This window comes from Streptomyces sp. AHU1 (genome assembly GCF_045343905.1).
Taxonomy (GTDB): Bacteria; Actinomycetota; Actinomycetes; order Streptomycetales; family Streptomycetaceae; genus Streptomyces; species Streptomyces triticiradicis.
The window spans coordinates 5,049,745-5,064,262 of record NZ_CP174283.1; the positions used below are offsets into that span (position 1 = coordinate 5,049,745).

At 71.7% G+C, this 14,518-nt stretch carries 11 protein-coding genes; 5 read left to right on the top strand and 6 right to left on the bottom strand.

Features of this window, described 5'->3' with window-relative positions:
- Window positions 1-58 precede the first annotated feature (58 nt).
- Window positions 59-1,051, top strand: coding sequence for a porphobilinogen synthase (gene hemB, locus ACICHK_RS22545; protein ID WP_151470764.1), 993 nt, complete (start codon window positions 59-61; stop codon window positions 1,049-1,051).
- Here the strand turns inward: hemB and ACICHK_RS22550 are convergent.
- Window positions 1,011-1,799 carry a DUF4232 domain-containing protein gene (locus ACICHK_RS22550; protein WP_406838307.1) on the bottom strand — a complete coding sequence of 263 codons (789 nt, stop codon included), beginning with the start codon at window positions 1,797-1,799 and terminating at the stop codon, window positions 1,011-1,013. The two genes, hemB and ACICHK_RS22550, sit on opposite strands and share 41 nt — an antisense overlap.
- A gap of 86 nt (window positions 1,800-1,885) precedes the next feature.
- On the opposite strand from ACICHK_RS22550, the gene ACICHK_RS22555 reads away from it, so the two are divergent.
- The 3 genes from ACICHK_RS22555 (at window position 1,886) to ACICHK_RS22565 (ending at window position 5,887) form a co-directional block, all read left to right on the top strand.
- Window positions 1,886-3,523: a helix-turn-helix domain-containing protein gene (locus ACICHK_RS22555; protein ID WP_406838308.1), complete on the top strand. Its 1,638-nt coding sequence runs from the start codon at window positions 1,886-1,888 to the stop codon at window positions 3,521-3,523.
- 75 nt (window positions 3,524-3,598) lie between these two features.
- Window positions 3,599-4,501, top strand: coding sequence for an SAM-dependent methyltransferase (locus ACICHK_RS22560; RefSeq protein WP_406838309.1), 903 nt, complete (start codon window positions 3,599-3,601; stop codon window positions 4,499-4,501).
- Window positions 4,502-4,678: 177 nt separating this feature from the next.
- Complete coding sequence (locus tag ACICHK_RS22565; RefSeq protein ID WP_406838310.1) at window positions 4,679-5,887, top strand: PLP-dependent aminotransferase family protein; 1,209 nt, start codon at window positions 4,679-4,681, stop codon at window positions 5,885-5,887.
- Window positions 5,888-5,915: 28 nt separating this feature from the next.
- Here the strand turns inward: ACICHK_RS22565 and ACICHK_RS22570 are convergent, their stop codons facing one another.
- Together ACICHK_RS22570 and argS are read right to left on the bottom strand one after the other, a co-directional pair.
- On the bottom strand, window positions 5,916-6,794 hold the full coding sequence (locus ACICHK_RS22570; RefSeq protein WP_406838311.1) for a DUF4253 domain-containing protein: 879 nt from the start codon (window positions 6,792-6,794) through the stop codon (window positions 5,916-5,918).
- 396 nt (window positions 6,795-7,190) lie between these two features.
- Entirely contained in the window at window positions 7,191-8,960 is a 1,770-nt protein-coding gene (gene argS, locus ACICHK_RS22575; RefSeq protein WP_406841289.1) for an arginine--tRNA ligase, read from the bottom strand.
- Between the two features lie 167 nt (window positions 8,961-9,127).
- Here argS and lysS point away from each other — a divergent pair, with 167 nt between their 5' ends.
- Window positions 9,128-10,870, top strand: coding sequence for a lysine--tRNA ligase (gene lysS / locus ACICHK_RS22580; RefSeq protein WP_406838312.1), 1,743 nt, complete (start codon window positions 9,128-9,130; stop codon window positions 10,868-10,870).
- An 87-nt stretch (window positions 10,871-10,957) separates the two neighbouring features.
- On the opposite strand, the gene ACICHK_RS22585 is transcribed toward lysS, so the two are convergent.
- The 3 genes from ACICHK_RS22585 to ACICHK_RS22595 all read right to left on the bottom strand — a co-directional run bounded on the left by ACICHK_RS22585 (window position 10,958) and on the right by ACICHK_RS22595 (window position 14,386).
- Window positions 10,958-12,304: a DUF2637 domain-containing protein gene (locus tag ACICHK_RS22585; protein WP_406838313.1), complete on the bottom strand. Its 1,347-nt coding sequence runs from the start codon at window positions 12,302-12,304 to the stop codon at window positions 10,958-10,960.
- 189 nt (window positions 12,305-12,493) lie between these two features.
- The gene (locus ACICHK_RS22590) at window positions 12,494-13,375 is read right to left on the bottom strand and encodes a DUF3558 domain-containing protein (RefSeq protein WP_406838314.1); all 882 of its coding nucleotides are present in this window, start codon (window positions 13,373-13,375) and stop codon (window positions 12,494-12,496) included.
- Between the two features lie 147 nt (window positions 13,376-13,522).
- Window positions 13,523-14,386 (bottom strand): DUF3558 domain-containing protein, encoded by an 864-nt coding sequence (locus ACICHK_RS22595; protein ID WP_406838315.1) that lies wholly within the window; start codon window positions 14,384-14,386, stop codon window positions 13,523-13,525.
- Between the last annotated feature and the right edge of the window lie 132 nt (window positions 14,387-14,518).

The following is a 14,518-nucleotide window of genomic DNA, read 5'->3' on the forward strand; positions in this document are numbered from 1 at the left end:
TCGGGCTCCGACGCCGAGTCGGTAAAGGTGCCCCCGTGGCGGGCGTAGCGTAGAGCGCATGACGAAGTACGGATCCTTCCCCGGTACGCGTCCCCGGCGGCTGCGCACCACGCCCGTCATGCGCCGGATGGTCGCCGAGACCCGGCTGCACCCCGCCGACCTCATCCTCCCCGCCTTCGTCCGCGAGGGTGTGAGCGAGCCGGTGCCGATCGGCTCGATGCCCGGTGTCGTGCAGCACACGCGGGACAGCCTGAAGAAGGCGGCCGTGGAGGCGCTGGAGGCCGGGGTCTCCGGGATCATGCTCTTCGGGGTGCCCGAGGACGAGAAGAAGGACGCCGTCGGGACGCCCGGCACCGACCCGGACGGGATCCTCCAGGTCGCGCTGCGCGACGTGCGCGCCGAGGTCGGCGACGAACTGCTCGTGATGTCCGACCTGTGCCTGGACGAGACCACCGACCACGGGCACTGCGGTGTGCTCGACGACCAGGGTCGCGTCGACAACGACGCGACCCTGGAGCGGTACGCCGAGATGGCGCAGGTGCAGGCCGACGCGGGTGCCCATGTGGTCGGACCCAGCGGCATGATGGACGGTCAGATCGGCGTCGTCCGCGACGCGCTCGACCAGATCGGCCGCGAGGACGTGGCGATCCTCGCCTACACCGTCAAGTACGCCTCCGCCTTCTACGGCCCGTTCCGGGAGGCCGTCGGCTCGTCCCTGCGGGGCGACCGCAAGACGTACCAGCAGGACCCGTCCAACGTCGGTGATTCCATGAGGGAGTTGGCGCTGGACCTGGAGGAGGGCGCCGACATGGTGATGGTGAAGCCCGCCGGTCCCTACCTCGACATCCTCGCCCGCGTCGCCGACGTGTCCGACGTGCCGGTCGTCGCCTACCAGATCTCCGGTGAGTACTCGATGATCGAGGCCGCCGCGGAGAGGGGCTGGATCGACCGGGACAAGGCGATCCTGGAGTCCCTGACCGGCATCAAGCGCGCCGGCGCGCAGAACATCCTCACGTACTGGGCGACCGAGGTGGCCCGCGGCCTGCGCTGACGCCGAGCGCGTCGTCCAGGCTCTGCTGCCAGTACGTCACCGTGAGGCGGTCGTCGACGTAGACGCCCTTCGCGGGCAGCGCCGGGGTTGCTCCGCGGCCCTTGTCGAAGCCGATCTCCAGGGTCTTGGCCGTGTAGCCGTTGCCCCCGCTGCCGTCGGCGGCGGACAGCAGCACGCCCGCGTAGCCGGATTCGCCGGGGGCGAGGGTGACGACCGCCTGCGGGTGGGTCTCCTCCGCGACCGGCGGAACGGACTGGGCCTCGCCGAAGCGGGCGATCGGATAGCCCGTCAGGTCGCAGTTGCGCGTACCGGTGTTGGTGACGGTGAGCAGCAGGTGGTTGAGCGGCCGGGACACGACGGTGGCCGTCGTCTTGGTGTCGGAGCCGTCGCAGGCCACGTTCCTGCTGCCGGTTCGTGCGGGCGAGCCGCCCTTGGAGCCGGTGCCGTTCTTTCCGGCCGAGCCGCCCGTGGAACCCCCGGTGGAGCCGGTGCCGGAGCCGTTCTCCTTCGCGTGCGAACGGCCTGCCGAGCCGCCGGTGCCGGTGCTGGTGCCGGTGCCCGCGGGCTTCGCCGTCGTCCCTCCGCCGGCCGTCGGCGCCGCCGACTGTGACGTGGACGCGGCGGGCGAGCTCTGGCCCGGACCCTCGCTGCGTACGCCCTTGCCGTTGTCGCACGCCGAGAGGGCGAGCGCCGCGAGCGCGACCGTCGTGGCGGCGAGCAGTCGGGTGCGGGTGGTGCGTGCGGACATGATTGATCCCCCTGTGGATGGTGCTGTGCGTGTGAGTGGCCTGATGGAACGGCCGCCCGGCCGGCCCGGAAGGGCGGCGTGCTTGGATGGCCACAGCTTGGGCGGTGATCCGTCCCGGCCGCCACGACCGGCGGCGGATACGGGACGCCGGAACGGCGGAACGGGGTCTGACCTGGGGGAACGACAGGCCCCTGGAACACCGGCCCGGAACACGGGGAGTGGAGGAACGGGTGGCGGGGAACGAGTTCGCGGGCTTACTGGGGGAGCTGAAGCAGCGGTCCGGGCTCAGTTACGGGGTGCTCGCCAAACGGCTGCACGTGAGTACGTCGACGTTGCACCGGTACGTCAACGGGGATGCCGTACCGACGGATTACGCGCCCGTGGAGCGGCTCGCGCGCGCGTGCCGGGCCACCCCCGAGGAACTGGTGGAGCTGCACCGCCGGTGGGTCCTCGCGGACGCGCTGCGGGGACAGGCGAACGGGACCGAGGCGAATCGGGCCGAGGCGAATCGGGCTGAGGCGAATCGGGCCGGGGAGAGTCGGGCCGAGGCGAACGGGGCCGGGGAGGGCGGGACTTCGGGCGGCTCCTCCGGGGCGGCCGACGGGCCCGACGGCAGCGCGGCGGACGTGCCGGGTTCCGCACCGGAGACCGGGTCCGGGAACGGGCGGGGGACCGGTTCCGAGCCCGGGAACGGGCAGGAGGCCGGGCCCGGGGACGTGGTCGGGGGCGAGACCGGTGTCGGACGGAAGCCGGGGCGTGCCGCCGCTTCGGTGCCGGTGCGATGGAGCCGCCGGGCCGTGGTGCTCGCCGGAGCCGGGGCCGTCGTGGCGGCCGCGGTCGTGTCCACCGCGCTGACCGCGCGGTTCGAGTCCGGTGCCGGCGAGGACGACACGAAGGGGAAGTCCGTCGCCCTCGGCGCCCCGCCCGTCCCGAGCGCGAGCCGCACCGGTGTGACACCCGGCACGCACCCCGGGTCCGCCTCGGCCTCCCCGTCGCACGGCGCCCGCCCCCGGCCGACCGGTTCGACGACCGCCGGGGCCGTCGGCGGGCACGGCGCGGTCGACGGCGGTACCGACGGCGGGGCGGCCCACGACGGCGCGGCCGGCAAGGGCGCGGACGGGGCCGAAGCGCCGATCGTCGTGGCCGACGCGTACAAGTGGGACACCCCGTGCAGCCAGCACTACCTGGTGAACCGGGACGCCCCACAGGTGCCTCCGCCGCCGCCGAACGAGTCGGACGCCCGGGGCTGGGTCACCGCGCTCGGCGGGGTCGCGAGCGGTGAGCAGATGATCGCGCTGACGGTCCAGGGCACCGGCAGGGCGACCGTCGTCCTGGAGGCGCTGCACGTGCGGGTGGTGCAGAAGGGTGCGCCGCTCGCCTGGAACGACTACGCGATGGGCGTGGGCTGCGGCGGCGACGTGCAGACGAAGTCCTTCACCGTGGACCTCGACGCGGGGAGCCCCGCGACCGGGCTCAAGGGCGGACAGCGGGATTTCCCGTACAAGGTCAGCGAGTCGGACCCCGAGGTCTTCTACGTGTTCGCCGACGCGCTGGCGCACGACGTGAGCTGGTACCTGGAGGTCGACTGGTCCAGCGGGACCAGGAGCGGCACGGTGCGCGTCGACGACCACGGCAAGCCGTTCCGTACGAGCGGGAACGCGGGACGGCCGGCGTACGACCATCCGCTCGGCAGCAGCGAATGGTCACCGGCTTCCACCGGGTGATGACGCCACCATCAAGTCCTTTCAGGAGTTAGGTTGTTGGCCGTCAGGTGACGCGACCCTCCAGGGAGATGCCCGATGTCCGGTGACGCCCTCAGTCAGGATCCCGCCGAGCTGAGAAGGAGGATCGACACCACCAAGGCGCACCCCGCCCGGGTCTACGACGTCTTCCTCGGCGGCAAGGACAACTACCCCGTCGACCGGAACGCGGCCGCCGCCGCTCTCGTCGCCAATCCGCGCGGTTACCTCGACGTCCGGCACAACCGCGACTTCCTGCGCCGTGCCGTGACCGCGCTGGCGGAGGAGGGCGGCATCCGGCAGTTCCTGGACATCGGCACCGGACTGCCCACGCAGGAGAACGTCCACCAGATCGCCCAGCGGATCATCCCGGACGCGCGGGTCGTGTACGTCGACAACGACCCCGTGGTCCTGGCCCACGCGCGCGCCCTGCTCACCAGCGGCCCCGAAGGCCGTACGGACTACATCGACGCCGACCTCAAGGAGCCCAAGCGGATCCTCGAACAGGCCGCCGAGACGCTCGACTTCGGGCAGCCCGTCGCCCTCGTCCTCGTCGCCGTCCTGCACTTCGTCGAGGACGCGGAGGCCTACCCGATCGTGCGCGGGCTTATCGACGCGCTGCCGTCCGGCAGCCGGGTCGTCATCAGCCACCTCACCGAGGACCTGAACGCCGAGAGCATCCGCGCCGTCCAACGGACCTTCACCGAGCGCGGGTTCACCTTCGTCCTGCGCTCCCGGGCCGAGGTCGAGCGCTTCTTCACCGACAACGGCCTGGTGCTGGACGAGCCCGGTGTCGTCCCCGCCCACCACTGGCGTCCCGACGGCAACACCCCGACCCCCGAGGCCGCCGACCCCGCCTTCCTGGCCACGCTCGACGACATCGACAAGGTCCGCTACCTCGGCATCGGCGACGTCACGGACGCCGACATCAACATCTACGCCGCCACGGGCGTCAAACCCTAGGCTCAGTAAGTGATTTGGCGTCGCGTCCGCATCCCGGAACCGACGTGTGTAGACGGCACGCAACGGCCTAGGGTGCGGTCGGGGGCGGCTCCGGCGCGACGGGGTCGCCCGCGAGGACGCCACCCGCGAGGACGCGTCCCGCGAAGACGCCGCCAGCAAGGACAAGGAGTCGTCACCGTGACCGTCATCGATCCCACCACCACGACCGCACCCGTGCCCCCGCTCGCCGCGAGGGCCACCGCGATCGGCGGTTCGCCGGTACGGGACATCCTCGCGGTCACCGCACGTCCCGAGGTGATCAACTTCGCGGGCGGGCTGCCCGCCCCGGAACTGTTCGACGCGGACGGCATCGCGGCCGCCTACCGGGACGTCCTCGCCGAGGAACCCGACCGCGCCCTGCAGTACTCGACGACCGAGGGCGAACCCGCTCTGCGGGCGGCCCTCGCCGACCGCACGAGCGCCCGCGGACTGCCGACCGGACCCGACGACGTCCTCGTCACCACCGGCTCGCAGCAGGCCCTGTCGCTGCTCGCCACCGCCCTGATCGAACCCGGTGACACCGTCCTGGTCGAAAGCCCCTGCTACCTGGCGGCACTCCAGGCGTTCGCCTTCGCCGGGGCGCGCGTGGTGGCCGTGCCGGGCGACGACGAGGGCATCGACCCCGAAGCCCTCGGCGAACTGGTGGCCCGGGAGCGCCCGAAGCTGCTCTACACCGTGCCCACCTTCCAGAACCCGACCGGACGCACCCTGCCGGCCGGCAGGCGGGCCGCCGTCGCCCGTGCCGCCGCCGCGCACGGCCTGTGGATCATCGAGGACGACCCTTACGGAGAGCTGCGCTTCGAGGGCGAGCGGGTCCCGTGGATCGCCTCCCACGAGGGCGCCGGGGACCGCACGGTCCTCCTCGGCTCCTTCTCCAAGGTGATGGCGCCCGGCATGCGGCTGGGCTGGCTGCGCGCGCCCGCGGCCCTGCGGCGCGCCTGCGCCGTCGCCAAGCAGGCCGCCGACCTGCACACCCCCACCGTGAACCAGCTCGCCGCCGCCCGCTATCTGGCCGACCGCGACCTGGACGCCCACGTGGCGAAGGTCGCGGCCGTCTACCGCGAACGGCGCGACGCCATGCTCGCGGGCATCGGCGCCGCCCTCCCGGACGGATCCACCTGGACCCGCCCGGAAGGCGGCATGTTCCTCTGGGCCCGCCTGCCCGAGCGGTACGACACCACGGCCCTGCTCCGCCCGGTGGTGGACCGGGGCGTGGCCTACGTCCCCGGCGCGCCCTTCTACGCGGGCACACCGGAGACGTCGACCCTGCGCCTGTGCTTCGTCACCCAGACCCCGGCCGAGATCGCCGAGGGGCTGCGGAGGCTGGGGACCGGGCTGCGGGGGTAGGGCCCACCCGGTGGGCCGGAGGAACGGCTCAGTCCCACCAGAAGGACCACACCCGCCCGTTCAGCACCTCGTGCTCGGCGTACTCCCGCAGGGTGTCGTGGTCGCCCTGGTCGATGTTGTCCGGGCAGAACGCGAAGTGCTCCGCCGCGACCGCCTCGGCCTCGGCCGCGGTGGCCGGCGGGGCCGCCACGGACAGCACCAGCCGGTCGAAGGTGAGGGCGACCACGCGTATGCCGAAGCGGTCCTCCCACGAGCGGAGCACGGCGCACAGCCGCGCCACGTCGTTCTCGTGGTTCAGAGGGCCGCACCAGCCGATGGCCGCCGGGATGTCAGCGCTACGGCGGGCCGGGACGAGCGCGACCCGGGGATCCTTCAGCCAGGAGCCGGATCCTGTCAGGGAGTCGGCGATCTCGGCGGCACGGGCGTCCGGATCCGCGTCGAGCGGGGTGGCGGCGGCCAGGCCCGGCCAGAGAGGCCCGTACGGCGCGATCGTCCCGTCGAGGGCGGGCTGCTCCCCGAAGACCTCGACGACCTTCTCCTTGCCGGGGTGGTCCTCGTCCGGATCGGGCGCGTCCGCCGCGTACTCCTCCCAGAACTCCGCCAGCACCTCTTCGGCGTCGTGGTCGCCGGGATACGACATCGCGTCGGGCGACAGCTCCCATTCCTCCGGGCCGCCGTGCGGGCCGCCCACGTCCAGCAGCACCGGCAGCAGACCGGAGGACCGGGCCGGGGACAGGGCCGCCCAGCCCCCGGGAGCCGGCCGGTCCTCGGCGTGCCACAGCAGCGGCTCGTGCCACGGGCCGTCGTCGGTCGCGTCGACCAGCCTGCCGGCTGGGAGGTCGAGTCCGAGCGCGCGCCCGCTCGGGTCTGCCGTCAGCCGCGGCAGCGGATTGGGAAGGGTCGCCATGCCGGTGACTGTAGGGCCCGGCACTGACACCGGGGCTGGGGCCCGTCCCTCCACCGGGGCCGGGACCCGCTGTCGGTGGCGGTGCCTACAGTGGCAGCACGTGAGGCGAACGGGGGACTGACGTGCTGGTGTGGCGGGTTGAGGCGGACGGGTACTCGGGCGGGCTGGACGAGGACCTGGAGTTCGCGGAGTGGCGCAACCCGCGGGGGCGGGTGCTCAAGCAGGTGCCGGCGGCCCTGGAGGGACACCGCTGCCGTACGCGCGAGAGCACCGGTCCACGGCGCACACGGCGGTCGTGCCGTGCGTGCCGGTCCCGGTGCTCTTCGAGAGGGCCTGGGTGCGGAGGGCCTGAACCCGGGCTTCCCGGGGGCCTGGACCCAGGCCCCCGGCGGGGTGTCAGAGGCGCTCGGGCGTCCTGATGCCCAGCAGGGTCATGCCCTGGTGGAGCGTGCGGGCCGTCAGGTCGCACAGGAACAGGCGGTTCTCCGCGACCTCCTGCTCCGGGGCCGGCTTGATGACCGGGCACTGGTCGTAGAACGCCGTGTACAGCGAGGCCAGTTGGTACAGGTACGCCGCCAGCTTGTGCGGGGCGTACTCGGCCGCGACCTCGTCCAGCGTCTCCCCGAACCGGTCCAGGTGCAGGCCCAGCGCCCGCTCCGCCGGGGCCAGTTCGAGCTCCGGGTGCGCCAGCGGGGTGCGGTCGCCGGCCTTGCCGAAGATGGAGCGGATACGGGCGTACGCGTACTGGAGGTACACGGACGTGTCACCGTTCAGCGAGACCATCTGGTCCAGGTCGAACTTGTAGTCCCGCACGGCCGAGGTGGACAGGTCCGCGTACTTCACGGCGCCGATGCCGACGAACCGGCCGTTCTCCTCGATCTCCCGCTCGCTCAGGCCCACCTTCTCGGCCTTCTCGCGCACGACGGCCGTCGCCCGGTCGATCGCCTCGTCCAGCAGGTCGACCAGCCGGACCGTCTCGCCCTCACGCGTCTTGAACGGCTTGCCGTCCTTGCCCAGCACCGTGCCGAAGGCGAGCTGGTGGGCCTTGACGTCGTCGTTCAGCCAGCCGGCCCTGCGCGCGGTCTCGAAGACCATCTTGAAGTGCAGGGACTGCCGGGCGTCCACGACGTAGATCAGGCTGTCGGCCTTCAGGTTGAAGACACGGTCGCGGATCGCGGACAGGTCGGTCGCCGCGTAGCCGTAGCCGCCGTCCGACTTCCTCACGATCAGCGGCACCGGGTTGCCGTCCGGGCCCTTCACGTCGTCGAAGAACACGCACAGCGCGCCGTCCGAACGGACCGCCACGCCCGACTCCTCCAGGAGGCGGCACGTCTCGTCCAGCATGTCGTTGTAGCCCGACTCGCCGACCACGTCCGGGTCCCGGATCTCCATGTCCAGCTTGTCGAAGACCGAGTAGAAGTAGATCTTCGACTCGTCCACGAACTTCTGCCACATGGCCAGCGTCTCGGGCTCGCCCGCCTGGAGGTCCACCACCCGGCGCCGCGCCCGCGTCTTGAACTCCTCGTCGGAGTCGAAGACGGTCCGCGCCGCCTTGTAGAGCCGGTTCAGGTTCGACATGGCCTCCTCGCCGGAGACCTCGCCGCCCTTGTGGTCCAGCTCGTGCGGGTGCTCGATCAGGTACTGGATGAGCATGCCGAACTGCGTGCCCCAGTCGCCGATGTGGTGCCGGCGCACGACGGACTCGCCCGTGAACTCCAGGATCTGCACCACCGCGTCACCGATCACCGCGGACCGCAGGTGGCCGACGTGCATCTCCTTGGCCACGTTCGGCTGCGCGTAGTCGATGACCGTCGTGCCCGGGTTCGCCGCGAGGGGCACCCCGAGGCGCTCACCGTCCGCGTACCGCTCGGCCAGGTTCGACACGATCGCCCGGTCGGTGATCGTGATGTTCAGGAAGCCGGGCCCGGAGACCTCGATGTCCTTGATCACGTCACCGGACTCGACCCGCTCCACGACCTGCGTCGCCAGCTCGCGCGGGTTCGCCTTCGCCTTCTTGGCGAGGGCCAGGATCCCGTTGGCCTGGAAGTCGGCCCGGTCGCTTCGGCGCAGCAGCGGGTCCGCGGAACCGGCCTCCGGCAGGGCTGCCGAGAGGGCGTCCGCGAGGCGCTGGTGGACGGAAGCGGTGAGGGACGTGACCGAGGCCATGGAGTGGCTGCCGTTCTGCTCGGGTTCCGGAGAGTGCGCGTACACGGTGAGTACGAGCTCAGTACAGGAAAGCCAGTATCCCACGCGGTGAAAAGCCGTTTTCGCGGTTCGGGTCCGAGCTGGGAGAATGGGCGCGTCAGCCGTACTCGCGTTTGAGGAAGAAGGACGTGCCGATCGTGGCTCAGAGCACCGAGACCACCGACTGGGTCTCCCGTTTCGCGGATGAGGTCATCGAGGAGTCGGAGCGTCGGGCCCCGGGCAAACCGGTCGTCGTCGCGTCCGGCCTCTCCCCCTCGGGCCCGATCCACCTCGGCAACCTCCGCGAGGTCATGACCCCGCACCTCGTCGCCGACGAGATCCGCCGCCGCGGGCACACCGTGCGCCACCTGATCTCCTGGGACGACTACGACCGCTACCGCAAGGTCCCGCTCGGCATCCCCGGCGTCGACGGCTCCTGGGCCGAGCACATCGGCAAGCCGCTGACCTCCGTCCCGGCCCCGGCCGGCTCGGCGTACCCGAACTGGGCCGAGCACTTCAAGGCCGCCATGACCGAGGCCCTGGCCGAGCTCGGCGTCGAGTACGACGGGATCAGCCAGACGGAGCAGTACACCGCGGGCGCCTACCGCGAGCAGGTCCTGTTCGCCATGAAGCACCGCGGCGACATCGACGCGATCCTGGAGCAGTACCGCACCAAGAAGGCCCCCGCCAAGAAGCAGCAGGGGCAGAAGCCGGTCGACGAGGCCGAGCTGGAGGCCGCCGAGGGATCGGGCGCCGCCGCCGAGGACGACGGCAGCTCCGCCTCCGGGTACTACCCGTACAAGCCCTACTGCGGGCAGTGCGAGAAGGACCTGACCACCGTCACCGCCTACGACGACACGACGACCGAGCTGTCGTACACCTGCTCCGCCTGCGGCTTCGCCGAGACCGTCCGGCTCAGCGAGTTCAACCGCGGCAAGCTGGTCTGGAAGGTCGACTGGCCCATGCGCTGGGCCTACGAAGGCGTGATCTTCGAGCCGAGCGGCGTCGACCACTCCTCCCCGGGATCCTCCTTCCAGGTCGGCGGCCAGATCGTCGGGATCTTCGGCGGCAAGCAGCCCATCGGACCGATGTACGCCTTCGTCGGCATCTCCGGCATGGCCAAGATGTCCAGCAGCAAGGGCGGGGTCCCCACCCCGGCCGACGCCCTCCAGATCATGGAGCCGCAGCTGCTGCGCTGGCTCTACGCCCGCCGTCGCCCCAACCAGTCCTTCAAGATCGCCTTCGACCAGGAGATCCAGCGGCTCTACGACGAGTGGGACAAGCTCGCAGGCAAGGTCGCCGACGGCTCGGTCCTCCCGGCCGACGCCGCCGCGTACAGCCGTGCCGTCCGCACCGCCGCGGGCGAGCTGCCCCCGACCCCCCGCCCGATGGCGTACCGCACCCTCGCCTCCGTCGCCGACATCACCGCCGGTGCCGAGGACCAGACCCTGCGCATCCTGAGCGAGCTCGACCCCGAGAACCCGCTCGCCTCCCTGGACGAGGTCCGGCCCCGCCTCGACAAGGCCGAGACCTGGATCAACACCCAGGTCCCCGCCGAGGAGCGCACCGTCGTCCGCGACGAGCCCGACGCCGAGCTCCTGAAGTCCCTCGACGACCAGGGCCGCGAATCGCTGCGCCTGCTCCTCGAAGGACTGGAGGAGAACTGGTCCCTGGACGGCCTCACCCACCTCGTCTACGGCGTTCCCAAGGTCCAGGCGGGCTTCTCCGCCGACGCCACCGCCAAGGAACTCCCCGCCGAGATCAAGGTCGCCCAGCGCACGTTCTTCGCGCTGCTGTACCACCTGCTCGTCGGCCGTGACACCGGGCCGCGCCTGCCCACGCTGCTGCTGGCCGTGGGCCAGGACCGGGTGCGCAAGCTGCTCTCGGCATAGCGGCTTCGGCTGTACGAGGAAGGGGCTCCCGGTGATCACCGGGAGCCCCTTCCTCGTACACGCCGGCGCGTCCGATCGCCGACGTGCCTAGGCGATGTGGTCCTCCTGGAGCTCCGCCGTGTGGCGGTTGGTGAAGCGCTGGACCATGCGGTCGGCCTCACGCTGCGGGAGCGTGAGGCGGTACGTCGCCTCCACGTCACCTCTGAACTGGCCAGAGGTCGGGTAGCTGCCGTCTATCGACTTCTTGAAGACCAGGTAGTAGTCCTCCTCGGTCGGCTCCGTGCTGCCGCCCGAACCCAGCCCACGGGTACGGCCCGGGCCGGACGGGATCGGGAAGGTACCGGTGTCCTCCGGGGCGGGCTCGGGGGCGGGAGCCGACGGCTCCTCGTACTGCTGCCCGAACTGCCGCTGCTCCTCGAACCTCTGCTGCTCCTCGAACCGTTGTTGTTCCTGGAACTGCTGAGTGGCCCAGAACTGCTGCTCCTGGAACAGCTCGGCCTGCTGCTGCTCCGCGAACCACTCCCGGTACGCCGCGTCCGGATCGTAGTCGCCCTGGTACTCGATGGACTGGGGGTTCCGCGCCTGGAGCCACGGATTCTGCGGCTCGGCGTAGTCCGGCGACCCGGGGCGTTCGCTCCCCTCGGGAGCGGGGCGCTGCTCGACGGGCTGGGGCTGAAGGGCCGCCGCGGGCTCGGGGGCGCGACCGCCCGCGGACGCGTCGGCCGGCGCCAGGGCCGGTGCGGGAGCGGGCGCCGGTGGCAGTACCGCCGGCTCGATGCCCGCCGCCGCGAGACCCGCCGGGGCCGTCTCCGCGAGGGGAACGCCGTAGCGGGCCAGGCGCAGCGGCATCAGTGCCTCCACGGGGGCCTTGCGGCGCCAGGCGCGGCCGAAGCGGGAGTGCAGGCGGGCCTGGTAGACGAGACGTTCCTGCTCCAGCTTGATGACGTGCTCGTAGGAGCGCAGCTCCCACAGCTTCATCCGGCGCCACAGCAGGAAGGTGGGGACGGGGGAGAGCAGCCAGCGGGTGAGGCGGACCCCCTCCATGTGCTTGTCGGCCGTGATGTCGGCTATGCGGCCGATCGCGTGCCGGGCCGCCTCGACCGCGACGACGAACAGCACCGGGATGACCGCGTGCATGCCCACGCCCAGCGGGTCCGGCCAGGCCGCCGCGCCGTTGAACGCGATCGTCGCCATCGTCAGCAGCCACGCCGTCTGGCGCAGCATCGGGAACGGGATGCGGATCCAGGTCAGCAGGAGGTCGAGGGCGAGCAGGACGCCGATACCCGCGTCGATGCCGATCGGGAAGACGTACGAGAAGTTCCCGAACCCCTTCTTCAGCGCCAGCTCACGGACCGCCGCGTACGAACCGGCGAAGCCGATTCCGGCGATGACGAGCGCACCGGCGACGACCACGCCGATGAGAATCTTGTGCATCCGTGTCAGCTGTATGGGCGCGGCCACCTGTACTCCCCTCTCCTTGCGTGTTGTTGCGCGCAACAGAGTGGCACATGTGTGTGGCGTACGGATGCGCGGTATGGAAGGAGCCCGGTTCCGGAGGGAACCGGGCCCCGTGGACTTGTCTGCCGGGGCCCTGGCCGGGCCCCGTGTCCGGCCGTGGCCGGGTCAGCTCTTCTTCGCCGCCGACTGCGACGGGGAGGCGCTCTTGGAGGCGCTCTTGGACGGAGAGGCCGACGGCGCCTTGGACGAGGACGGAGCCTTCGACGAGGTGGCCGGATCCGGCGAGCCCGCGCTCGCCGCGCCACCGTCCCCGTTCGCGGCGGCCACCGCGGCCACCGCCTCCTTCGTGGCCTTCTCGGCCGCCTTCAGCAGCGTGGCCGGGTCCGGGGTCTTCTCACCCGCGAGACCGGCGCCGTTGTAGTCGAGCGTCACGACCACGTTCTCGACGCGCGCCACGACCGTCTGCTGCTTGAAGGAGCCCTCCTTCTTCTTCAGGCCGTACCGCACGGCCGTCGCCTCGTCGCCCGTGCCGGAGACCGGCGTCGACTTGCTGTCCAGCGCGCCCTCCGCCGTCTGCGCGGCCGAGACCTGCTTCTGGAAGTAGTCGTGGGCCTGCTCCTCGCCCGTGCCGCGCGCGTCCGAGTCGAAACGCAGCAGTGCCACGTTCAGCCAGCGGAACTGGGAGCCCTTCACCCCGTTGTTGTCGAGGCTGGTCCAGTTGCAGTTGCCGCGCTGCTTCGGCTCGTCCAGCTTGCCGGACTTGCCCGACTTGGAGCCCTTCGGTATGAGTTCGTCCAGCGTCTTCTTCGACAGTACCGAGCACGCCTTGGGCAGGGTCGCGTACGCGGCGGGCTGGACGGTGGGGGTCGAGGCGCTCTCGGACACCGTCGGCCCCGGGGCCGCGCTCTCGTTCTTCTGCGCGTCGTCACCGGAGCCGGAGTCCGAGGAACAGCCCGCGGCGACGAGCATCACCGGGACGGCGGCCGCGCTGACAAGGATGCGGGTGAGTCGCTGTGCTCGGCCTGCTCGCTGTACTGGTCGGTGCATGGTTCCTTCACTCGTGGCGCTCGTGGTACGGCCGCACATGGAGCGTGCGGCCGGTCGGGTCCGAGGGGCCACGGTACGCGGTGGGGCGCCAGGGCGGTTCCCGTTCGGGGGGTTTGCGCCGGGGTGCCCCCAGCGGCCGCGGGGGCGCTAGTCGTTGAGCCGGGAGGCCAGCTTCCGGGCCAGTTTCTGCGCCCTGTCCTGCATTTCCTCGCTGTCCGGGGTGTCCGTGGAGGACGTCGGCTGCTCGGAGTATTCGATCGTCACGATGACGTTGGACGTGCGGAACACCACAGTCACCGTGCGCTGCTGAGCCGTCGACGAGCCGGTGTTCAGCTTGTCGTCGAGGAACGCCTCGTCGCCCAGATCGTCGAGCACGCGCGGCTGGAGATCGGCCGGGGTCTGCGAGGGGGAGGCGGTGGCGGAGGGGGCCGAGGGGGCGCCGGACCCGCTGCCGTTGTCGCCGGCCGAGCCGCTCGCGCCGTCACTCGGGCTGCCGCTCGGGCTGCCGCTCGGGCTCGGGGTGGCGCCGCCGGACGCGGGCGCGGACGCGGACGCGGCGGGCTCCGGGAGGTCGGCGCCGCTCTGCCTGGCGCCGTAGAGCTCCCCGGCCTTCTCCTCGTCGCTCACCGTGTTGTCGTACGAGACCACGCGCTCGAAGTCGACGAAGAGGTGATCGGTGGCGGCCGTGGACGCCACCTTCCAGTCGCAGCCGTCACGCCGGTCCGTGTCGTAGGTGAGCGTGGCCTCGCCCGCGTACGCCTTCTCCTGCAGCGTCTCGTCGGTCATCTCCTGGATGCCGGGCAGCAGCGTGTCGAGCGTGTCGTGATCGACCGCGCCGCACGCCTCCGGGAGGGTGCGGTACTTGCCCGGCTGGGCCACCGGGGCCGTCGTGCCCGTGTCGCCGCCCTTGGAGTCCGGAGCCGGACTCCCCACGCCCGAACCGCCCGTGCAGCCCGCCAGCACTGCCGCGAGCAGCACGGCGGCGCCGGATACGTACGCCTTCCGCTGCACGGTCAGGCTCCTCTCGACGGTTCCCGACGGCGCTCCGGCCCGGGTGTCCTGTGGTTATTGGGTTGCCGCACGGGGGCGGACCCTGGAGACAATGTGTATCGCACGCACAGCCGTGGACGCCGGTCCGTTGTC